The following is a 20,670-nucleotide window of genomic DNA, read 5'->3' on the forward strand; positions in this document are numbered from 1 at the left end:
GGCAGCATGTCAGGTCGGCGGGATGCGCAGGTACCCCGTCGGACATGTCGGACCGGACCAACCCCGGGGGTGCCCACCAGCGGACCAGCCGGACCAGGCAGGCTGGGGGCATGCGGGAACCATGGGTGGTCGGGGTCTCCGGTGCCTCCGGTACGCCGTACGCGGCGGCCGTCGTCGGCGGCCTGCTCGACGCGGGCCAGCCGGTGGATCTGATCGTGTCCCGGGCGGCACGACTCACAGTGCTCGACGAGACCGGCCGACCCTTCCGGGACGGGCACTGGGCCGAGGACCTCGCCGCCTGGCTCGACCGGGACCTGACCACTGCGGATGTGCGGCACTGGCCGGCCGGCGACCTGGCCGCCGGGCCGAGCAGTGGCTCCTACCGGGTACGCGGGATGGCAGTGGTCCCGGCCAGCACGGCCGCCTGCGCCGGCATCGCGATCGGGCTCTCCAAGGACCTGTTGCAGCGCGCCGCCGAGGTCAACCTGAAGGAACGCCGTCCCGTGGTGCTGGTCCCCCGGGAGACACCGGTGACCCGCAGCCACCTGGAGCACCTCATCGCCCTGCACGACGCGGGCGCGGTGGTGTTGCCGGCCAGCCCCGGCTTCTACGGCGCCGGCGCGGCGGCCAGCGCGCAGCAACTTGTCGACTTCGTGGCCGGCAAGGTGCTGGACGCGCTCGGCGTCCCGCACACCCTGTTCCGGCGCTGGTCCGGCCAGCTCGGCGCAGCCCGAAGCTGAGCCGTCCCGTTCGTGCTGAGCCGTCCGCTCGCGCTGGGCACGGTTGTGCCGCTCAGCACGAGCGGTGCTGCCGCCCGGCGCCTGGCCGAAGCGGGACGCGGACCGGACTGGTGTCCGGTCCGCGTGGCGTTGTCCGCACCAGTTCAGTACATGCCGGCGTTGGCCGGACCCGGCCCCGTGGATGCCGCCGGCCCCACATTGCGTGGCTTACCGACCTCATCCACCTCGTCCAGCATGCCCTCCCCCTCAAGCAGGGCTCGCACCTCGGATTCCCGAAACCGGCGATGCCCGCCTGGAGTCCGGATGCTTCCTATCCGGCCGGCCGCCGCCCATCTCGTCACAGTTTTCGGGTCTACCCGAAACAGCGCGGCGACCTCACCCGGTGTCAGCAGGCGATCTCCAGTGTCCACAGCCCCCTCCTCGCGTCGACGAAGCCCCCGGCTGAACACACTGCCCCCGGCTGGTGCGTAGCCCAGAGCCGTCATGAGGGACGTATGGCAATTACAGCACCAGGGACATGGCCTGTCCGCCCAAACGCGAAAAATGCACTGAGTGGGGAGTTAGTAATGTTACTGGTGCTACCTCTGCCCTGACCGGCGGTTTATGAACAGTGACTCACCGCTCAGTCCAACGGGTGCCGAAGGTCGCACGTTACGTGTCAGCGGTTAAGGTCACTCTCTGTGGATGCCATCGACCTGAGCCTCGTCGACCTACTGCGCGGCAACGCCCGCCTCTCGTACGCCGAGCTGGCCCGACAGGTGGGCCTCTCGGCCCCGGCCGTACACGAGCGGGTCGGCAAGCTGGAGAGCAGCGGCGTGGTCCGGGGCTACCGCGCGGACGTGGCCCCGGAGTCGATCGGGCTGGGTGTCACAGCGCTGATCGGCATCGTCGAGGACTCCGGTGCCGACACCGACGACATGCTCGAGTCGCTGCGGGTGCTGCCCGAGATCGAATCCTGCTACTTCATGGCCGGCGTCGAGTCGTTCCTGCTCAAGGCGCGGGTCGGCACGATCGCCGAGCTGGAGCAGTTGATCGTGCGGTTGAACCGGACGCCGGGGGTGGCCTCCACCCGTACCGCCATCGCGCTCTCCACCAAGTGGGAGAACCGCCCCCAGCCGGTCGGCTCGCCCGCGGCCTGACCGCCGCGTACCCCTGGTGTCGCCCGGGCGGCCGGCGGTAGCGTGCGCCGATGACCCCGCCGGCGCGTCCCGTGGCCGTGGTGACCGGTGCTGCCGGCGGCCTGGGCCAGGCCATCGCCACCGCGCTGCACACCGACGGTTGGTCGGTGCTGCTCACCGACCTCGACCCGGCGGCGGCGCAGAGCGCCGCGGCGCCGCTCGGCGGCTGGTCGGCCGCCCTGGACGTCCGGGACGAGGACGCCTGCGCCGCCACCGCCGCGAACGCGGCAGGCCGGGGCGATCTCGCCCTCTGGGTCAACAACGCCGGCATCCTGGTCACCGGGGCGTCGTGGGAGCACGACGCCGCGACCCGCCGCCGGCTGCTCGACGTCAACACCCACGGCGCCATGAACGGCACCCTCGCCGCGCTGTCCGTGATGCGCGGGCAGGGCCACGGACACGTGCTCAACGTCGTCTCGCTGGCCGGGCTGGTCGCCGCGCCCGGCGAGACGGTGTACGCGGCCAGCAAGCACGCCCTGCTGGCGTTCAGCCTCGGCACCCTGTCCGACCTGCGGATGGCCGGGTACCGACGGGTGCACGTCTCCTGCCTCTGCCCGGACGGCATCTGGACCCCGATGCTGCACGACCGGCTGGACGACCCGGGGGCGGTGGCCTCGTTCACCGGATCGATGCTGACCGCGCAGCAGGTGGCGGCCCGGGCGGTTCGGCTGGCCCGACGGCCACGTCCGGTGGTCAGCCTGCCCCGCTGGCGGGGAGCGCAGGTGCGCCTGTTGGACGCGCTGCCCAGGTTGGCCGTCGCACTGACCCCACTCGTCCGGGCCGCCGGCCGTGCCGGTCAGCGACGCCAACGCCGCAGGTCAACGCCACCGGACCGGCGGTGACCTCAGCTGGCCCGCTTGCTAGGTTTCCGAGCGTGACTCATCTCGACCGGTGCGACGAATCCAGCCGAACCTGGGTGACCGAGGCGATCGCCGCCGTCGAGGCAGACGCGAACCGGTCCGCCGACACCCACCTGCTGCCGTTCCCGCTGCCGCGGGAGTGGGGGATCGACCTCTACCTCAAGGACGAGTCGTCACACCCCACCGGCTCGCTGAAGCACCGGCTGGCCCGCTCGCTGTTCCTCTACGGGCTCTGCAACGGCTGGATCGGGCCGCGCACCACGATCGTCGAGGCGTCGTCGGGTTCCACAGCGGTCTCCGAGGCGTACTTCGCCCGGATGCTGGGCCTGCCGTTCATCGCGGTGATGCCCGCCTCCACCTCGCCGGAGAAGATCACGCAGATCGAGTTCCAGGGCGGCCGGTGCCACCTGGTGGACGACCCGGCGAGCGTGGTGGTCGAGGCCCGGTGGCTCGCCGAGGACTCCGGCGGGCACTTCATGGACCAGTTCACGTACGCCGAGCGGGCGACCGACTGGCGGGGCAACAACAACATCGCCGAGTCGATCTACGCGCAGTTGGAGCTGGAGCGGCACCCGATCCCCGCCTGGGTAGTGGTGGGCGCCGGCACCGGGGGCACCAGCGCGACCATCGGCCGCTACGCCCGGTACCGCCGGCTCGCCACCAAGCTCTGCGTGGTCGATCCGGAGAATTCGGCGTTCTATCCGGCCTGGCTGGCCGCCGACTGGTCGGTACGGACCGCGAAGGGCTCCCGCATCGAGGGGATCGGCCGGCCCACAGTGGAGGCGTCGTTCCTGCCCTCGGTGGTGGACCGGATGGTCCAGGTGCCGGACGCGGCGTCCCTGGCCGCCATGCGCGCCGGGTCGGCGCTGCTCGGCCGCCGGGTGGGCGGGTCCACCGGCACCAACCTGTGGGGCGCGTTCGGCCTGATCGCCGCAATGCTCGCCGAGCGTCGGACGGGCTCGGTGGTCACCCTGATCTGCGACCCGGGCGACCGGTACGCCGACACGTACTACGCCGACGACTGGGTGGCCGCCCAGGGCCTCGACCTGACCCCGCACCTGGCTACCATCGACCGCTTCCTGGTCAGCGGAGCCTGGCCCGCCTGAGCCGCCCAGCGGGGTCGGGCCCGCCCGGAGCCTTGCCTGCCCGTGCACCGATCAGCGCGGGTCGATCCGTTCGGCCAGCCCGGGGTAGCGCACCACGTAGCCGCTGTCATCCAGATCAATGTCGGCAGTGAAGGTGCCGCTGGCGAAGCGCACCCGACCCGGCCCGAGCCCGGTGTAGATCTGCTCGGCCGCCACCACCTCCAGGCCGGGCAGCAGCACCCAGGCAACTGTGATCCGGTGTGCCACATCGGCCGGCTCGGCCGCCATCCGAAGCCGGTGGACCGGCAGGGTGTTGAACAGCGGCGAACCGCTCAGGTCGACGTCGAGCGCGTCGGCCAGCCGGTCCGGGTCGTCAGTGCCCGGCAGGCCGGCTCGGCGATGCCCGGCCGCGACCAGGGCCGCGTCCAGGTCGCCCTGCTCGGCGGTGGTCACCCGCCAGCGGCCAGCGGCCCGCTCCAGCTTCACTCGGCGCAGCCAGCCGAGACCCTCGGCCTCGACCTCGACCCGGGTGGTGGCCCAGTCCGGCGTGGTGGTCAGCTGGTAGCGGGCGGTCCACGGGATCGGGTCCACGGCGAGCAGAGTGCCTCGGGCCGCCAACCCGTGGCCGTCGTCGAGCAGGACCTGCTCGCTGCCGGCGGTGTCCGTCCGGGACCAGAAGATTGACTTCGGCATGGTCGGCATGAGCCGGACGTTACGCGACCGGACCGACATCGGCAGGGTATGCGCGAACGCCGCCGCGAAGCCTGGGCTTCACGACGGCGTTCGGTGGATCAATCAGTGGGTACGCGCCGCCGGTCGCCCGCCGAAGCCGCGCCGATCGTCACGCGGGCGGTCCTCGCGGGGCCGGTCGTCGCGGGGCCGGTCGTCCCGGACCCGGCTCTCCGGGCGGAAACCACCCCGAGTGTCCCGGTCGCCGAAGCGGCGCTCACCCTGCGGGCGGTCGCCGTGGCTGCGGTCGCCCTGCGGGCGGTCGCCGAACCGACGCTCGCCGGTCGGTCGGTCGCCCCGACCGTCCCGGTCACCGAACTGCGGCCGGTCGCCGAACCGACGCTCGCCCTGCGGCCGGTCGCCGTACCCCCGGGTGTCCCGATCGGCGTAACGCCGCTCGCCCGTCGGCCGGTCGCCGTACCCCCGGTCGCCCTGCGGCCGGTCGCTGTGCTGCCGCTCACCCGTCGGCCGGTCGCTGTGCTGCCGGTCGCCGAAGCGGCGCTCACCCTGCGGGCGGTCGCCGTAGCTGCGGTCGCCCTGCGGGCGGTCGCCGAACCGGCGCTCGCCGGTGGGCCGGTCGCCGTAGCGGCGCTCACCCTGCGGCCGGTCGCCGAAGCGGCGCTCGCCGGTGGGCCGGTCGCCGAAGCGCCGGTCGCCCTGCGGACGGTCGCCGTAGCGGCGCTCGCCGCCCGTGCGGTCACCGAACCGACGCGGGCCGCCGGAGCGGTCGCCGTAGCCCCGGGGCTCCGCCTCGATGCGGACCGGGACGCCACTGGGCTCGCGGGCGCCGACCAGCTCGGCCAACGCCGCGTCCCCGACCCGGACCCGGGTCTCGGCCGGCGCGACGCCAGCCTTCTCCATCATCGCCAGGGTGGTACGGCGCTGCTTGGGCAGCACCAGCGTGGCGACAGCGCCGGACTCGCCGGCCCGAGCGGTACGCCCCGCGCGGTGCAGGTAGTCCTTGGGGTCCTTCGGCGGGTCGACGTGCAGCACCAGGGTGACCCCGTCGACGTGGATGCCCCGGGCCGCCACGTCCGTGGCGACCAGCACGTTCATCCGGCCCTCACGGAACTCGGCGAGCGTCTTGGTGCGCATCCGCTGGGTCTTGCCGCCGTGCAGCCCACCGGCGCGTACGCCGACGGCCGCGAGCTGCTCGACCAGCCGGTCCACCCCGAGCTGGGTACGGGCGAAGACCATGGTCCGGCCATCCCGGGCGGCGATCGAGGCCGCCACCGGGAACTTCTCGTGCGGCGGGATCAACAGCATGTGGTGGTCCATGGTGGACACCGAGGCGGTGGACGGCGCCGTGGAGTGGGTGACCGGGTCGGTCATGAACCGCCTGACCAACGCGTCGACGTCACCGTCCAGGGTGGCCGAGAAGAGCAGCCGCTGACCGCCCGCGGGCGTCTTCGCCAGCAGGTCGGTCACCTCGGGCAGGAAGCCCATGTCGGCCATCTGGTCGGCCTCGTCGAGCACCGTGACCTCGACGTCGTCGAGCTGGCAGATGCCCCGCTCGATGAGGTCGCCGAGGCGGCCCGGGGTAGCCACGATGATCTCCACGCCGCGGCGCAGCGCGTCGATCTGACGGTCGTACGGAACACCGCCGACGGCGGTCTTGAGGAAGATGCCGACGGACTTGCCCAGCGGCAACAGTGCGTCGTTGACCTGCATGGCCAGCTCGCGGGTGGGCACCAGGACCAGGGCGCGCGGACGCATCGGCCGGGCCCGGTTGCGGTTGGCCAGCCGGGCGATCATCGGCAGCCCGAAGGCGAGCGTCTTGCCCGAACCGGTCTGCCCGCGGCCCAGCACGTCGCGGCCGGCGAGCGCGTCCGGAACGGTGGCCCGCTGGATCTCGAACGGGCTGGTGATGCCCTGCTGCGCCAGCGCGCGGACCAGCGGCTCGGGCAGGCCGAGGTCGGCGAAGCTGATCGATTCGGCGGTCTCGGTCGGCTCGGCCTGCGCGGTCGCCACCGGCGCGGTGCCGGCCTCGCTCAGGGGGACGTCGAGCTGCTCCCGGGCGGTGTCGGCCGCCGGGACTGAGTTGAAAACGGACGTAACGGTGCTGGGGTCAGCAGAGGTGGTCAACAAAAACCTTTCGAGCGGGGCGCATCTTCGCGATGGCCTGCCGCGGCTTTACCGCCGGATCGCCCGCAAGATCGCCCAGGGGCGCACACCACGCGCGCCGGGTCAGTGATCTCAGCCAGTGTACGGCGGTCTGGCGAAGCCGCCAGCCGGTTGACCGACCGTAGTGGGCGGACTCACCATCGCCGGCGCTCGCTGGCTCACCCGTTGAGCACGCTGCCCACCAGGCCGTCCAGGGCGTCGCCGGCCAGCAGGACGACCATGACACTGATCGCCACCAGCAGCCCCAGAGCGGCGGCCAGGACGATCATCACCCGGGCGTTACTGGACCGCTCGGCCGGCGTGTCGGACCAACCCTGGGCCAGGATGTGCCCGGTCAACGAGCCGGAGGTCTCCACCGCGTTGGCGGGTATCGCGACAGTGGTGAAGCCGGCCCCCTCGCCGTTGCCGTAGACGGTGCCGGCCAGGTCGGTGCGACTGTCGTGCCGCCCACCACGGGCACCGGCCGCGTCCCGTCCGGCGGAACGAGCCGGTGGGCCGCTCGGCTGCGCCGTCACGCGGGAGTTTCCGGTGCTGTTGCTGGTCGAGGAAGGGGCCCCGGCGGTGGACGGTGGCCAGCTCGGCAGCGCTGGTGCGGGCACCACCGGCGGCGCGGGGGCGGGTGCCCCGGCCCATCCGGCACCGGACGGCGGGCGGGTCGCCCCACCGGTGGACGGCCACCCGGCCGGCGGTGCGGAGACCGGAGCGCTGGCCCGTACGCCGGGCGTGTCGATCATCGCCGGCGGCGGCGGAAACGGCGGTGCCGGCATCGGGCCGGGCGGGGCCGGTGGTGCCGGCACCGGCGGACCGGGTGGCGGCAGCGGCGGGCTCGGGACGGGCGGCGTCGGCGGGCCGGGGATGGGTGGCACCGGCGAGGGCGGTGGGATGGGCGGGCCCGGAACGGGCGGAACCGGACCGGGCGGCGGCGTGGGTCGAGGACCCGGCGTCGGCACCGGGCCGGGCGGGTACGGACCCGGGGCCGGCGCGGGCTCCGGTTCCGGTGGCGACGGCTGGGTCGGCCCCGGGCCGGGCGGCGTGGGTTCCGGCTCCGGTTCCGGAGTCGACGGCGTCGGAGGCTGGGCCGGCTCGGCACCCACCGGCGTGGCTCGGTAGACGCCGGGCGCGCTCTCGCGACGGTCCGGGGTGCCCAGGGCGCTGGCAGTGCCCCGGCTGCTGCTCGGAACCGTGGCGCTGGCCCGGGCCGACGCGGGGGAGTCGCTCCGCTGCCCCGGCAACGACACGTCGGCCGGGCTGGCCGAGCCGGTCGCACGGTAGGTGGTCGCTGTGACCGGAGCGCTGGCCGGCAGGTCACTGCGGAGGGCGCCGGCGGTCACGACACTGGCGCGTGCGCGTACCGGTGCGGCGGCCGCGCTCTGGCGCTCGTCGTCGCCGGCGGGTACGTCGTCATCGGGGTCGGACGAGGAGCCCGCGACGACCGCTGCCGTGCCACTGCCGGCCGTGGCGCTGACGGCCGGTGCGGCGTCGCTGTCAGCGGAGCCGGCGTCCGCCGAGCTGGTGTCGCTGCCTGTCGAGCCGGTGGCAGCCGGGCTGGCGTCGCTGGCGGCCACCGGGTCGGCGGTGCCCGGCCCTGGTGGGCCGGCCTGGTCGACCACAGGGTCGACAGTCTCCGCCGGATCTCTCTGCTCGGCCATTTCCGCCCTCCGCGCCATGCTCGCACCCGGACCCGTGACGTCGAGCCGGATGTGCCTGGTTGTCACGGTGCCACAGATCTTCCCGAGCGGACAGCCGGAGCCGGTCGTGGCGGATCAGCCCGTGGCGCTGGGGCTGCCCGTCGCGCTGCCGCTGCCCGTCACGCTCGCGCTGGCCTTCGGCGTGGTCGTCGGAGACGCGCTGGTCGGCGCGTTGGTGGGTGCCGAGGGCAGTGTCGTCGGAGTGTTGCTCGGGGTCTTCGACGGCGTCGGCGTGGTGCTGCCGGTCGGGGTGGGCGTCGGGGTGGTCGTCAGAGTCGGCGTCGGCGTCGGCGTGGAAGTCGGCGTCGGCGTGGTGGTCTTGGTCGGCGACGGCGTCGGCTTGGTGGTCTTCGTGGGCGACGGGGTGGGCGTCGGCTTCGGGGTCGAGACGGGCGGGGTCGGGTTGGTCACGACCGGTGCCGGCACCGCGCCGATCACCCGGGTGGCCGCGTACAGCCGGGACCAGCGGACGACCGAGATCTTGACGACGTCCCCAGTGGTGGGCGCCTGCACCATCTTGCCGTTGCCGATGTACATGCCGACGTGGTGGATCGTCGTCCAGCTGCTGCCCGAGGCGAAGAAGAGCAGGTCGCCGGGGAGCAGCGCGCTCTGCGGGACGGTACGGCCCCGGGTGGCGGCGTACTGGTCGCGGGAAACCCGGGGCAGGTCGAAGTAGTCGGCGCCGGGGGACCGGTACGCCGCCCACATCAGGCCGGAGCAGTCGAACTGGTTCGGCCCCTCCTCGGACCACTTGTACGGGTCGCCGAGCTGGGCGAGCGCGTACCGGACCGCGGCCAGTGCCCGGGGGTGCGCGGCCATGCCGCTGATGCTCTGGTTGGAGACGTAGCCGGCGCCGATCTGCTGCTCGGTGGCCTCCTGCTGACGTTCGATAGCGATCAGAGCGGCGGCGTTGTCCCGGCGCAGCTTGAGCAGGCTCGCCTCGGCGGTGCGGAGCGCCGTCTCACCGGTGGTGAACTCCGTCTCGGCGGTGGTGAGCAGAACCTTGGCCTCGGCGTGCTTCTGGTACGCGGCCTGCTCGCCGGCGCGGGCCCGGGACAGCTCCCCGGCCACCCCTGTGGTGCCGCCGTCGACCTTCTCGCCACGGGTGATCGCCTGGAGGCGGCTGAGCCCACGGATGTCCTCGGCGAAGTCGCCCGGCGGCAGCGCGGCGGCTTCCTTGACGGCCTCGGCGGCGGCGGTGTCGGCGGTCTGCTGGGCCCGGAGCAGGGCGTCCTGCGCTGTCGCCAGCGCCTTGCCGGCCGCGTCGAGCTGCGCCTGCGCGTCGACGCGTTTCTGCCGGCTCACCAGCAACGCCTCGCCGAGCACGCCGACCTGAGTCTCGCCGGTGGAGATCGCGATGGCCAGCGGGCCGTTGCCGACGTTGACCAGCGGCGGGGCGGGCACGCCGGCGACCGGTGCGCCGCCGGGCAGCTGAAACGAGCCGGTGACCGCCGGGCGCGAGCCGGTGTCCGGCACCGTGGTCGGCACGCCGGGCTCCGCGTACGCGGGGGTGGCGAGCACGGCCGCGGCGATCGCGCCGAGCAGGGCGGCCCAGAGCTTCGGACGCAGGACCGGCGAGATCACCGGGCTCCGTCGTCGCTGCCGTCGCCCGCGCCCGCTGTAGACCATGCCGCTCCCCGTCCAACCCACTCGTCGCCGCGCTCGGTGGGCGCGACCGCCGGGACGGTACCAGTGTGTGTGTTCCGCCCCACCTTGTTACTACCGCACCTCGCCACTCATGTCGATGCGTTGCCGGGTTACGGGAGGCTGAGAGTCTGGTGAAGTGGGTCGCTGCCGGCGACCGTGCCGCCGGGCCCGTCGGCGCCGCGACGTACGCTCGATCCGGACCGCAGGTGGAAGGGACGTGCCATGGACGCCGGACTCAAGCGTGAGCTCGAAGCGAAGGTGTACGCCGGTGAGCGGCTGACCCGGGAGGACGGGGTCGCCCTCTACGAGAGCGACGACCTGACCTGGCTGGGGCGGCTGGCGCACCACAAGCGCACCGAGCTGAACGGCGACCGGGTGATGTTCAACGTCAACCGGCACCTCAACCTGACAAACGTCTGTTCGGCGTCGTGTGCGTACTGCTCGTTCCAGCGCAAGCCGGGCGAGAAGGACGCGTACACGATGCGCATCGACGAGGCGGTCCGCAAGGCCAAGGAGATGGAGGACGAGCAGCTCACCGAGTTGCACATCGTCAACGGCCTGCATCCGACGCTGCCCTGGCGTTACTACCCGAAGGTGCTGCGCGAGCTGAAGGCGGCGCTGCCGAACGTCAAGCTCAAGTGCTTCACGGCGACCGAGGTGCAGTGGTTCGAGAAGATCAGCGGCCTGAGCGCCGACGAGATCCTCGACGAGCTGATGGACGCCGGCCTGGAGTCGCTGACCGGTGGTGGCGCGGAGATCTTCGACTGGGAGGTCCGGCAGCACATCGTCGACCACGCCTGCCACTGGGAGGACTGGTCGCGCATTCACGCCTTGGCACACAGCAAGGGCATGAAGACCCCGGCGACGATGCTGTACGGCCATATCGAGGAGCCCCGGCACCGCGTCGACCACGTGCTGCGGCTGCGCGAGTTGCAGGACGAGACCGGCGGCTTCGCGGTCTTCATCCCGCTGCGCTACCAGCACGACTTCGTCGACTCGGCGGACGGCAAGATCCGTAACCGGATCCAGGCGCGCACCACCATGGCCTCGCCGGCCGAGTCGCTGAAGACGTTCGCCGTCTCCCGGCTGCTCTTCGACAACGTGCCGCACCTGAAGAACTTCTGGGTGATGCACGGGCTGTCGGTGGCTCAGCTCTCGCTGAACTTCGGCGTGGACGACCTGGACGGTTCCGTCGTCGAATACAAGATCACCCACGACGCCGACTCGTACGGCACCCCGAACACCATGCACCGGGACGACCTGCTGCACCTGATCTGGGACGCCGGCTTCCAGCCCGTCGAGCGGGACACCCGCTACAACGTGGTCCGGGAGTACGACAAGGCCCCGTCGCTGGCCGAGCGGCGCGCCGAGCCGCAGCAGGTCTGGGCCTGAGCCACCACGTACCCTCGCAGTCGATGACCGAGCAACGAGGACCTGAGCAGCAGAGCGGGTTTCCCCGCCGGGACGCCGAGGGCCGCATCCGTACCCTGGGCGATCTGCTCGGTGTGTGCCTTGCCGGCCTGGTCATCGGCGTGCTCGCGTTGGTGCTGTTCGACTGGGCGTTCGCCTCGATCGGCGCCGGCGACTTCGGGCACACGAACGGGTGGCTGGCGGTGATCCTGCCGGCCTGGCTGTTCTGGGACGACTTCCGGGCCTGGGAGTTCGGCGCGGCCCGGGTGGTGGCGGCGGTGGTCGCCGCTGCCGTCGGGGTGTTCGCCGGGCTGCTGATCGCCGGTCTGGGCGCGGGGTTGCCGCCGCTGCTCTCCGGCGCGTTGGCGGCGGGGGCGTTCACAGTGGCGTACGCGGCCCTCTGGTTCCCGGGTGTCCGCTGGCTGGCCCGCCGGACCGGCTGAGCACGACCGCCCGTCGGGCGGCTCGACCCTTCCGCCGGCAGTGGCGGGCGACGGAGAGAACGGAGTGGTGCAGGTGAGCGCCGCGCTCAAGTACACGCTGGGCCGGATCGGGCTGTTCGTCGCCGTGCTGGCCGGCCTCTGGCTGGTCGACATGAACGTGTTCCTGAAGCTGATGCTGGCGTTGGTGTTCTCCGCCGCGCTCTCCTTCTTCCTGCTGCGTGGCTGGCGGGACGAGATGGCCGCTGAGATCGCCGAGGCAGCCGAGCGCCGCCGCACGGAGAAGGAACGCCTCCGCTCCGCCCTGGCCGGCGAAGACCAAACCCCCACCGATCCCACCCAGGCCCCCGACTCCCAGCGTTGATCAAGAAGTTTGCGTCAGCAGGACGGCTTCCGGTGACGCAAACCTCTTGATCAACACGTGCTCAAGCGGGGGTTGGGGTTACCAGTTGGTGGAGCCGGGGACCTTGGGCCAGGGCTTTGTGGTGGGCTTGATCAGGTACGCGATGCCGCCGGAGCCGCCGGAGACGCCACCGCTGGCGTTGGTGCGCTTGGTCCGCAGCCAGATCTGCTCGAACTGCGCACGCTTGTAGACGTTGCGCACCACGTCGTTGCTGGACGAGGCCGGGTCGTTGACGATCACGTCGCCGTCGGCGGTGAAGCCGACCACCACGAAGAGGTGCCCGGAGGTGCCGTAGTTCGCCCCGTCCAGCTCGCTGGCGAGGAAGGACTGGCTGGTCACGACGGGGATGCCGGCGGCGATGAAACGCTCCAGCTCGTCCAGCGAGTGCAGCCGGGTCACTCGGCCCTCCAGCCCGGGGAAGCTGGCCGCGTACGCGGTGTTGAACGGCCAGTTGCCCGCGCCGTCGTACGCGTAGTCGTAGGTCATCCGGGCGGCGTGGTTGACCGACGGGTCGGGGTAGGTCGGGTCCACCCACGAGGTGTCGGCCGCCGACGGCTTGCGCCCCCAGTACTCGACAACCATCTCCGTCGAGGTGGGTGAGCACCACGCCTCGCCGCCGCCGTCGTACTCGGGGTAGTGCCCGGAGTGCACGTTCTGCGAGTAGCGCGGCACCGGCAGTTCCCGGCCCCAGGCGATGTGCCCGGCGCTCGGGGTCACTGTGAACCGGTCCGGCACTGTGGAACTCATCGCGCCCAACATCCGGACCACCGGGGCAGCGCTCTGCCCGGGTGCGCGGTAGAGGGTCAGCTTGAGCTGGTACGACCGCAGCAGCACCCCGGCGGCGGCATCGTCGATGCTGAACGTGTCGGTCCAGATCGTCGACCAGGGGTCGCCCTGCCGGTTGACGCTGGTCCGCTTGATGTCGGTGTCGCCGGACGCCCAGCGACCCAGGACGTACCACGGGGTCTGGTCGCCGCTGGTGTAGCTGCCCTGCATCTCCACCTGGATCCAGGTGCCGGCGGGGGTCTCCGCGTTCCAGGAGGCGATCAGCTCGGTGGCGTCGAACCCGACCCGGGTCACCGGTGAGGTCCAGGTGCCGTACTCCCAGGTGCGGGTGGCGCCGGTGTGCGGGTCCGCGTACTCGATGGTGCCGGCCGGGCGGGCCAGGGTGACGCCCGCTCGCGCGCCGGGCACGACGCGGGTGCCGGCCCGGCTGCCCCGGTGCCAGTCGGCGGGCCCGGACCAGTCCTGGTAGGTGATCTGCTCGTCGTGGGCGGCGGGCGGGTGGGCTGCCAGCGCGGGTGTGGCGCTGGTGAGCAGTGTGAGCGTGGTGACGCCGGCGAGGGCGGCCGCGCGCAGGCGGGATCTGGCCATGGGTGCTCCGCGGTGTCGAGGGGGCATCGTCGCTGGTCAGTTTTCCGTTTGGAGGGAAGTTTCGCCAGACGTTGATAGGTGGAAAATCATTGCCGCCATGATGATCCGCCTGGGATGCATAACGCAGCGATCAATATTGATATGACCATGTGACAGGTGGTGAAGTGTCCTTCACCGAGCGGGATCTCCCGCCCATCGAGGAGGTAGTCCATGGCCCTCCGCACGCCCATCCCCCTCCGCCGTGTCCTGGTGCTCGCTGTCGTCACCGGGCTGGGCATCGTCACCGTCGCCGCCGGCCCGGTCGCCGCCCGACCGGCACCGGACCGCACCGCCGAGCCGGCCGCCGCCGCCGGCTACCGGGTGCTCGGGCCCCGGACCCTCGCCGACCGCAACGCGGTGGCCCGCACCGGAGCCGCCATCGACTACTCCGAACACGGCGTGCTGCACATCTCGGCCACCGCGGACGAGGCCGCCGCGATCGGCAAGCTCGGCTTCCGGCTGGAACCGCTCGCCCCGCCACCCAACGCCGAGCGCGGCGCCGGCGACTTCGGCACGCAGGCCTTCCCGCCGGCCGACTCGAACTACCACGACTACGCGGAACTGACCGCCGTCGTGAACCAGGTCGTCGCCGACCATCCGGCGATCGCCCGCAAGATCAGCATCGGTTCGTCGTACGAGGGCCGCGACCTGATGGCGGTGAAGATCTCCGACAACGTCGGCACCGACGAGAACGAGCCGGAGATCCTGTTCAACTCCCAGCAGCACGCCCGTGAGCACCTGACCGTCGAGATGGCGATCTACCTGCTCAACCTCTTCACCGACAGCTACGGCAGCGACTCCCGGATCACCAACATCGTCAACGGCCGGGAGCTCTGGATCGTGCCGACGGTCAACCCGGACGGCAGCGAGTACGACATCGCCACCGGGTCGTACCGGTCCTGGCGCAAGAACCGGCAGCCCAACAGCGGCTCGTCCAACGTCGGCACCGACCTGAACCGCAACTGGTCCTACAACTGGGGATGCTGTGGCGGCTCGTCCGGCACCACCTCGTCGGAGACCTACCGGGGGCCGTCGGCGTTCTCCGCGCCCGAGACGCAGGCGCTGCGCAACTTCGTCAACGGCCGGGTGGTCGGCGGCGTGCAGCAGATCAAGGCCAACATCGACTTCCACACGTACTCGCAACTGGTGCTCTGGCCGTACGGCTACACCACGGCGAACACCGCGACCGGGATGAACGCGGACCAGTACAACACCTTCGCCACCATCGGTCAGCAGATGGCGGCCACCAACGGCTACACACCGGAACAGTCCAGCGACCTCTACATCACCGACGGAGACAGCCTCGACTGGATGTGGGCCACCCACAACATCTGGGCGTACACCTTCGAGATGTACCCGGGCTCGTCCGGCGGCGGCGGCTTCTACCCGCCCGACGAGGTGATCCCGGCGCAGACCTCGCGCAACCGGGAGGCGGTGCTGATCCTCAGCGAGTACGCCGACTGCCCGTACCGGGCCATCGGCAAGCAGGCGCAGTACTGCGGCGGCGGTGGCGGCACCACTGTCTGGTCGGACACCTTCGAGACCGCCACCGGCTGGACCATCAACCCGGGCGGCACCGACACCGCCACCCTCGGCGCGTTCGAGCGCGGCACCGCCCAGGCGACCACGTCCTCCGGAGCCAAGCAGCTCACCCCGTACGCCGGGTCCAACGACCTGGTCACCGGCCGGCTCGCCGGTTCGGCCGCCGGTGACTACGACGTCGACGGCGGCGTGACCAGCGCCCGGTCCCCGGCGGTGACCCTGCCGTCGTCCGGCACGCTGACCCTCTCGCTCGCCTGGTACCTGGCGCACGGTTCGAACGCCTCGTCGGCTGACTACCTGCGGGTGAGCGTCGTGCACAACGGCGGCACCACGGCGCTGCTCACCCAGGCCGGCGCGGCCAGCAACCGCAACGGGAGTTGGGCGGTCGCCAACCTCAACCTCACCCCGTACGCCGGCCAGTCGGTCCGCGTGCTCGTCGAGGCGGCGGACGCGTCCGGGGCCAGCCTGGTAGAGGCGGCTGTGGACAACGTCACCATCACGTCCTCCTGATCGGGTGGGGCCCCGTCCCGCCCCGGCGGGGCCCCACCACCCGCTCGGAAACCCCAGGATCCCGGACATATGCCTCCCCGCCCCGCGCGGTGCCGGTGTCTGCGGTATCGACGGCTGCCGACCGGCCCTTGATCGATCCGGCACGTCGTGGCGGTGCGCTACCGTCTTAGCGACCAGTCCGCAGCGAAGCCGGTGCTCATCCCGGCGCTGTCCCGCAACTGTGATGCCCCACCGCTCGGTGGGGACGAGCCAGGTCGCCTACGGATCGGTCGCGAAACGCGCTCTCGAGGAAGGGCGCCTCGTGGGCGGGCGTACGGAAGTCCCTGTCGGCGAAGCACCACACTCCTCGACCGACAGGAGGCCCCCATGTTCAGACACACCCCTCGGCTCTTCGCGGCGACCCTCGCGGTCACCGCGCTCGCCCTCGGCGCCTGCGCCGAGAAGGCCGACGACAAGCCGAGCGCCGGCACCGCTGCCGCCGCCTACCCGGTCACCGTCGGCGCGCTCACCCTCGACAAGCGCCCCGAGAAGATCGTCGTGCTGTCGCCCACCGCCACCGAGATGCTCTTCGCGATCGGTGCCGGCCCGCAGGTGACCGCCGTCGACGACCAGTCGAACTACCCGGCCGACGTGCCCAAGACCGACCTCTCTGCCTTCCAGCCGAACGCCGAGGCGATCGCCGGCAAGAACCCTGACCTCGTGGTGCTCTCCGACGACCGCAACAAGATCGTCGAGCAGCTCGGCAAGCTGAAGATTCCGGTGTACCAGACCCCGGCGGCGGTCACGCTCGACGACTCGTACCGGCAGATCACCGAGCTGGGCACGCTGACCGGGCACGCCGACCAGGCCACCGACGTCGCCACCCGGATGAAGGACGACATCGCCAAGCTGGTCAAGGACCTGCCGCAGCGCGCCGAGAAGCTCACCTACTTCCACGAGCTGGGCCCGGAGCTGTACAGCGCCACCAGCAAGACCTTCATCGGCTCGCTCTACAGCCAGGCCGGCCTCACCAACATCGCCGACCCTGCCGACGCGGACGGTAAGAACTTCGGCTACCCGCAGCTGTCCCAGGAGTTCATCGTCAAGGCCGACCCGGACTTCGTCTTCCTGGCCGATGCCAAGTGCTGCCAGCAGAGCGCCGACACGGTCAAGGCACGCAGTGGCTGGGCCGGCCTCACCGCTGTGAAGAACAACCAGGTCGTCGCCCTCGACGATGACATCGCCTCCCGCTGGGGCCCGCGGGTCGTGGACCTGCTCCGGGTCATCATCGACGCGGTCGCCAAGGTGCCCGCGTGACCGTCGTCCGTCGGTGACCGGGCCGCGACAGGTGTCCGATCCGGCACCAACCGGTCGGCCGGCCGAGACGCCGCCGTCGTCCTCCCCGCGGGCCGAGCCACGTTCCCCGGCCCGGCCCGCCGGGCTGCCGTCCGGGGCCCGGCCCGCCGGGCTGCGCCTGCGGTGGTTGGTCACGGGTCTGATCGCGGTGCTCGTCGCGCTCGTCGTCGGGGTGTCGCTCGGCCCGGTGAGCCTGCCCCCGGGCAGCGTCGCCGCCGAGCTGCTCAACCTGTTCCCCGGGGTGCACCTCGACAGCGGGCTGACCGAGCGTGAGATCGCGATCGTCACCGAGCTGCGCCTGCCCCGGGTGGTGCTGGGCCTGCTCGTCGGCGGTCTGCTCGCCCTCGCCGGCGGTTGCTACCAGGGCGTGTTCCGTAACCCGTTGGCCGACCCGTACCTGCTCGGTGTGGCCGCCGGCGCCGGCCTCGCGGTCACCGCGGCGATCGCCCTCGGCGGCGCCGGCCGGCAGGGCACGCTCTCCGGTTTGCCGATGACCATTCCGCTGGCCGCGTTCGCCGGTTCGCTGCTCGCCGTCACGATGACCTACGTGCTGGGCGCGGCCGGTGGCCGACGCGGGTCACCGGCGATGCTGATCCTGGCCGGGGTGGCGGTCTCCGCATTCCTCTCCGCCGGGCAGACGTACCTCCTGCAACGACACGCCGACAGCATCCAGCCGGTCTACTCCTGGCTGCTCGGCCGGCTGGCCACCGCCGGTTGGCACGACGTACTGCTGGTGCTGCCGTACGCCGCGCTGACCACTGTCGTGGTGCTGCTGCACCGCCGCGAACTGGACGTCCTCGCGGTCGGCGACGACGAGGCGAGAAGTCTGGGCCTGCACCCGCAGCGCACCCGCTACCTGTTGATCGCCGCCGCCTCGCTGGGCACCGCCGCGGCGGTCTCCGCGACCGGGCTGATCGGCTTCGTTGGCATCATCGTGCCGCACACCGTCCGGCTGCTCGCCGGGTCCAGCTACCGGGTGATCCTGCCGATGTCACTGCTGTTCGGCGGCGCGTTCCTGGCGCTCACCGATGTGGTGGCCCGCACCGTCGCCGCCCCGTCCGAGCTGCCGATCGGAGTGGTGACCGCCCTGCTGGGCGGCCCGTTCTTCGTCCTCGTGCTGCGGACCGCCCGGCGAGTGCTCACGTGAGCCGCGAACCCGCCGCCGGCACGCCGGCCGTCGAGGTGCGTGGGCTGCACGTCGCCCTCGGTGGCACGCCGATCCTGACCGGCGTCGACCTCACCGTCGCCGTCGGCGAGTGGGTCACAGTGATCGGCCCGAACGGCGCCGGCAAATCCACACTGTTGCGCGCCGTCGGCGGCCTGCTGCCCGCGCCGAAGGCGATCACTCTCTTCGGTACGCCGAGTGCCGCGCTGCGCCGTCGGGACCGCGCCCGGATAGTGGCCACTGTGGCGCAGTCCCCGGTGGTGCCGCCCGGCATGTCGGTGCTGGACTACGTGCTGCTCGGCCGCACCCCGTACATCCCGACCCTGGGCCGGGAGTCGACAGCCGACGTCGACGCCGTGCACGAGGTGCTGGGGCGGTTGGACCTAGCCGGCTTCCACCGTCGTGAACTGGCCACCCTCTCCGGCGGCGAACGGCAGCGGGTGTTCCTCGCCCGCGCGCTCGCCCAGGGCGCGACGCTGCTGCTGCTCGACGAGCCGACCAGCGCGCTCGACATCGGCCACCAGCAGGACGTGCTCGAAGTCGTCGACCAGCTACGCCGTGAGCACGGCCTGACCGTCCTGGCCACGATGCACGACCTCTCCCTGGCCGGTGAGTACGCCGACCGGATGGTGATGCTCGCCGCCGGTCAGGTGGTGGCCGCCGGGACCCCGCCCGAGGTGCTGACCGAGGAGCTGCTCGCCACCCACTACCGGGCCAGCGTCCGGGTGGTCCCCGGCGTCCACGGCCCCCTGGTGGTGCCCGTCCGCCCCGCCCGCCCCTGAAGCACTTAGGCGCTGGGTCAGGGGCCCAGGTCGATGACGGAGAAGAGGGCGCCCTGGGGGTCGCGCAGGGCGGCGAAGCGGCCCGCCGGGATGTCGCGGGGCGGGACCAGGATCGTTCCGCCCAGCTCGGCGGCGCGGGCCGCGGCGGCGTCCGCGTCGGGCACCGCGAAGTAAACAGTCCAGTACGCGGGCAGATCGGCCGGGAAGTCGTCGGCCAGCGGCGGCATCATCCCGGCGACGATCTGCGTCCCGAGCCGCCACCCGGTGTACGTCATCGCGCCGATCGCCTGGTCGTCGGGCTGCCAGCCGAACACCAGCTCGTAGAAGACCTTCGCGCCCTCGGGATCGGGGGTGACCAGCTCGTTCCAGCTCATCGCGCCCGGCACGTTGAACACCTCGGCACCGGCCATGGCCAGCGGCTGCCAGACGCTGAAGGTGGCGCCGGCCGGGTCGGCGAAGACCGCCATCCAACCCCTGTCGAAGACCTCGAACGGTGGTACGACGACCTGCCCGCCGGCCCGTTCGACCCGGCCGGCGACCAGTTCGGCGTCGTCGGTGGCGAGGTACGTCGACCAGATCGGGACCTGGTCCGGGATGGCGGGCGGGCCGGCGCCGGCCACCGGCTTACCGTCGAGCAGGAAGACCGTGTAGCCGCCGGCCTCGGTCTCCGGGGTGACCTGGCCGGTCCACCCGAACAGCTCCGGGTAGAAGCGCCGCGCGTCGGTCAGGTCCGGGGTGGCCAGGTCGGCCCAGCAGGGCGTACCCGGCGGGACGGTGCTCACGTCAAGACCCCTCTCGGCCCGGGCGGCCACGGCGGCCCCCTGCCGGAATCCTGGCACCGTCCCGCTGCGGCCCGGGGCGGAAACGGACGAATCGTCAGCTGAACCGGCGACCCTCGTCCCGCCGGTACGCCCAGCCGGCGAGCGCGGCGAGCAGCACCACCCAGACACCGAGCATGATCACTGCCAGCGGCTCCACGTCGTAGTCGGCCGCCGCCGCCCACATCAGTTCGGCAGCGCCCCGCGTGGGCAGGTACGGCGCGATCGTCTCGATGAACCCGGGCGCGTCACCCGGCGCGGAGAGCAGGCCGCCGCCGAAGGCCAGCGGCAGGAAGAGCACCTGTGCCACCACGATCGCCGCCTTGCTCGGCAGCGAGTAGCCGATGGCGAGCCCCATCAGCGTGAACGGCACCGAGATGACGGCCACGGTGCCGAGGGCCAGCAGGAACGCCGCCGGGGTGACCTCAGCCGCGGTCAGCGTCGCGCCGATCACCACCACCGGGATCAGCGAGAGGTAGGTCAGCGCCAGGCCGGCCAGCACCCGGCCGGCGAAACGCGGGGCCGGCCCGGCCGGCAGGGTCCGGGTGTACGGGTTCCAGGGCTGGTCGCGGTCCTCGGCGACACCGACGCCGTACTGGAAGATGTTGGCGCTCATCACCGAGAAGGTGACCATCGACGCGGTGGCGTAGGTGGCGCCGACCGGATCGTCACCCGCGAAGGGCACCACGAAGAAGATCATGGCGGCGGCGGGGAAGAAGGCGCTGCCGAAGACGGCCACCGGAATCCGGATGATCTCCAGGAGTTGGTAGCGGGCGTGGACCAGGGCGAGCTGCACGGTGG

The 20,670-nt window shown here is 72.1% G+C and carries 19 protein-coding genes; 11 read left to right on the plus strand and 8 right to left on the minus strand.

The genetic code is table 11. The features are described from left to right. The first annotated feature begins 110 nt into the window (after positions 1-110). Positions 111-740, plus strand: a complete 630-nt coding sequence (locus ACLJOK_RS17550; protein ID WP_410819881.1) for a UbiX family flavin prenyltransferase — start codon at positions 111-113, stop codon at positions 738-740. Positions 741-883: 143 nt separating this feature from the next. Here the strand turns inward: ACLJOK_RS17550 and ACLJOK_RS17555 are convergent, their stop codons facing one another. Then, positions 884-1,150: a BldC family transcriptional regulator gene (locus ACLJOK_RS17555; protein WP_007454516.1), complete on the minus strand. Its 267-nt coding sequence runs from the start codon at positions 1,148-1,150 to the stop codon at positions 884-886. A 270-nt stretch (positions 1,151-1,420) separates the two neighbouring features. Here ACLJOK_RS17555 and ACLJOK_RS17560 point away from each other — a divergent pair, with 270 nt between their 5' ends. The 3 genes from ACLJOK_RS17560 to ACLJOK_RS17570 are packed head-to-tail and all read left to right on the plus strand — an operon-like array spanning position 1,421 to position 3,884. After that, positions 1,421-1,879 carry an Lrp/AsnC family transcriptional regulator gene (locus tag ACLJOK_RS17560; protein ID WP_238668705.1) on the plus strand — a complete coding sequence of 153 codons (459 nt, stop codon included), beginning with the start codon at positions 1,421-1,423 and terminating at the stop codon, positions 1,877-1,879. 50 nt (positions 1,880-1,929) lie between these two features. Beyond that, the gene (locus ACLJOK_RS17565; protein WP_410819882.1) at positions 1,930-2,760 is read left to right on the plus strand and encodes an SDR family NAD(P)-dependent oxidoreductase; all 831 of its coding nucleotides are present in this window, start codon (positions 1,930-1,932) and stop codon (positions 2,758-2,760) included. A gap of 32 nt (positions 2,761-2,792) precedes the next feature. Beyond that, on the plus strand, positions 2,793-3,884 hold the full coding sequence (locus tag ACLJOK_RS17570) for a PLP-dependent cysteine synthase family protein (RefSeq protein WP_410819883.1): 1,092 nt from the start codon (positions 2,793-2,795) through the stop codon (positions 3,882-3,884). 51 nt (positions 3,885-3,935) lie between these two features. Here the strand turns inward: ACLJOK_RS17570 and ACLJOK_RS17575 are convergent, their stop codons facing one another. The 4 genes from ACLJOK_RS17575 to ACLJOK_RS17590 form a co-directional block, all read right to left on the minus strand. Then, positions 3,936-4,556 (minus strand): putative glycolipid-binding domain-containing protein, encoded by a 621-nt coding sequence (locus ACLJOK_RS17575; RefSeq protein ID WP_410821523.1) that lies wholly within the window; start codon positions 4,554-4,556, stop codon positions 3,936-3,938. A gap of 102 nt (positions 4,557-4,658) precedes the next feature. Then, complete coding sequence (locus ACLJOK_RS17580) at positions 4,659-6,677, minus strand: DEAD/DEAH box helicase (RefSeq protein ID WP_410819884.1); 2,019 nt, start codon at positions 6,675-6,677, stop codon at positions 4,659-4,661. Positions 6,678-6,874: 197 nt separating this feature from the next. Next, on the minus strand, positions 6,875-8,365 hold the full coding sequence (locus ACLJOK_RS17585; RefSeq protein ID WP_410819885.1) for a hypothetical protein: 1,491 nt from the start codon (positions 8,363-8,365) through the stop codon (positions 6,875-6,877). Positions 8,366-8,479: 114 nt separating this feature from the next. Beyond that, on the minus strand, positions 8,480-10,033 hold the full coding sequence (locus ACLJOK_RS17590; protein ID WP_410819886.1) for a C40 family peptidase: 1,554 nt from the start codon (positions 10,031-10,033) through the stop codon (positions 8,480-8,482). A 240-nt stretch (positions 10,034-10,273) separates the two neighbouring features. Here ACLJOK_RS17590 and mqnE point away from each other — a divergent pair, with 240 nt between their 5' ends. From mqnE to ACLJOK_RS17605, 3 genes are all read left to right on the plus strand, one after another. Next, the gene (mqnE, locus tag ACLJOK_RS17595) at positions 10,274-11,443 is read left to right on the plus strand and encodes an aminofutalosine synthase MqnE (RefSeq protein WP_124815231.1); all 1,170 of its coding nucleotides are present in this window, start codon (positions 10,274-10,276) and stop codon (positions 11,441-11,443) included. 23 nt (positions 11,444-11,466) lie between these two features. Next, positions 11,467-11,904, plus strand: coding sequence for a hypothetical protein (locus ACLJOK_RS17600; RefSeq protein ID WP_091395682.1), 438 nt, complete (start codon positions 11,467-11,469; stop codon positions 11,902-11,904). A 73-nt stretch (positions 11,905-11,977) separates the two neighbouring features. After that, positions 11,978-12,265: a DUF4229 domain-containing protein gene (locus ACLJOK_RS17605; RefSeq protein WP_410819887.1), complete on the plus strand. Its 288-nt coding sequence runs from the start codon at positions 11,978-11,980 to the stop codon at positions 12,263-12,265. Positions 12,266-12,343: 78 nt separating this feature from the next. On the opposite strand, the gene ACLJOK_RS17610 is transcribed toward ACLJOK_RS17605, so the two are convergent. Continuing rightward, positions 12,344-13,678 carry a C39 family peptidase gene (locus ACLJOK_RS17610; RefSeq protein ID WP_410819888.1) on the minus strand — a complete coding sequence of 445 codons (1,335 nt, stop codon included), beginning with the start codon at positions 13,676-13,678 and terminating at the stop codon, positions 12,344-12,346. A gap of 210 nt (positions 13,679-13,888) precedes the next feature. Between ACLJOK_RS17610 and ACLJOK_RS17615 the strand changes: the two genes are divergently transcribed. The 4 genes from ACLJOK_RS17615 to ACLJOK_RS17630 all read left to right on the plus strand — a co-directional run bounded on the left by ACLJOK_RS17615 (position 13,889) and on the right by ACLJOK_RS17630 (position 19,051). Next, the gene (locus ACLJOK_RS17615) at positions 13,889-15,769 is read left to right on the plus strand and encodes a M14 family metallopeptidase (RefSeq protein ID WP_410819889.1); all 1,881 of its coding nucleotides are present in this window, start codon (positions 13,889-13,891) and stop codon (positions 15,767-15,769) included. Between the two features lie 366 nt (positions 15,770-16,135). After that, positions 16,136-17,065, plus strand: coding sequence for an ABC transporter substrate-binding protein (locus tag ACLJOK_RS17620; RefSeq protein WP_410819890.1), 930 nt, complete (start codon positions 16,136-16,138; stop codon positions 17,063-17,065). 124 nt (positions 17,066-17,189) lie between these two features. Beyond that, on the plus strand, positions 17,190-18,251 hold the full coding sequence (locus ACLJOK_RS17625) for a FecCD family ABC transporter permease (protein ID WP_410821524.1): 1,062 nt from the start codon (positions 17,190-17,192) through the stop codon (positions 18,249-18,251). Then, positions 18,248-19,051 carry an ABC transporter ATP-binding protein gene (locus tag ACLJOK_RS17630; protein WP_410819891.1) on the plus strand — a complete coding sequence of 268 codons (804 nt, stop codon included), beginning with the start codon at positions 18,248-18,250 and terminating at the stop codon, positions 19,049-19,051. Before ACLJOK_RS17625 ends, ACLJOK_RS17630 begins: the two co-directional genes overlap by 4 nt. A gap of 17 nt (positions 19,052-19,068) precedes the next feature. Here ACLJOK_RS17630 and ACLJOK_RS17635 read toward each other — a convergent pair whose 3' ends face one another. Together ACLJOK_RS17635 and ACLJOK_RS17640 are read right to left on the minus strand one after the other, a co-directional pair. Further along, on the minus strand, positions 19,069-19,833 hold the full coding sequence (locus tag ACLJOK_RS17635; RefSeq protein ID WP_410819892.1) for a VOC family protein: 765 nt from the start codon (positions 19,831-19,833) through the stop codon (positions 19,069-19,071). A 94-nt stretch (positions 19,834-19,927) separates the two neighbouring features. Then, positions 19,928-20,665 (minus strand): ABC transporter permease, encoded by a 738-nt coding sequence (locus ACLJOK_RS17640; RefSeq protein ID WP_410819893.1) that lies wholly within the window; start codon positions 20,663-20,665, stop codon positions 19,928-19,930. Positions 20,666-20,670: the final 5 nt, after the last annotated feature.

The organism is Micromonospora sp. 050-3, from assembly GCF_046549335.1.
Lineage (GTDB): Bacteria > Actinomycetota > Actinomycetes > Mycobacteriales > Micromonosporaceae > Micromonospora > Micromonospora trifolii.

Coding starts and splice junctions, on each gene's coding strand:
- ACLJOK_RS17550 (WP_410819881.1), top strand. CDS start 111: ATGCGGGAACCATGGGTGGTCGGGGTCTCCGGTGCCTCCGGTACGCCG.
- ACLJOK_RS17565 (WP_410819882.1), top strand. CDS start 1,930: ATGACCCCGCCGGCGCGTCCCGTGGCCGTGGTGACCGGTGCTGCCGGC.
- ACLJOK_RS17575 (WP_410821523.1), bottom strand. CDS start 4,556: ATGCCGAAGTCAATCTTCTGGTCCCGGACGGACACCGCCGGCAGCGAG.
- ACLJOK_RS17585 (WP_410819885.1), bottom strand. CDS start 8,365: ATGGCCGAGCAGAGAGATCCGGCGGAGACTGTCGACCCTGTGGTCGAC.
- ACLJOK_RS17590 (WP_410819886.1), bottom strand. CDS start 10,033: ATGGTCTACAGCGGGCGCGGGCGACGGCAGCGACGACGGAGCCCGGTG.
- mqnE (WP_124815231.1), top strand. CDS start 10,274: ATGGACGCCGGACTCAAGCGTGAGCTCGAAGCGAAGGTGTACGCCGGT.
- ACLJOK_RS17600 (WP_091395682.1), top strand. CDS start 11,467: ATGACCGAGCAACGAGGACCTGAGCAGCAGAGCGGGTTTCCCCGCCGG.
- ACLJOK_RS17610 (WP_410819888.1), bottom strand. CDS start 13,678: ATGGCCAGATCCCGCCTGCGCGCGGCCGCCCTCGCCGGCGTCACCACG.
- ACLJOK_RS17615 (WP_410819889.1), top strand. CDS start 13,889: ATGGCCCTCCGCACGCCCATCCCCCTCCGCCGTGTCCTGGTGCTCGCT.
- ACLJOK_RS17620 (WP_410819890.1), top strand. CDS start 16,136: ATGTTCAGACACACCCCTCGGCTCTTCGCGGCGACCCTCGCGGTCACC.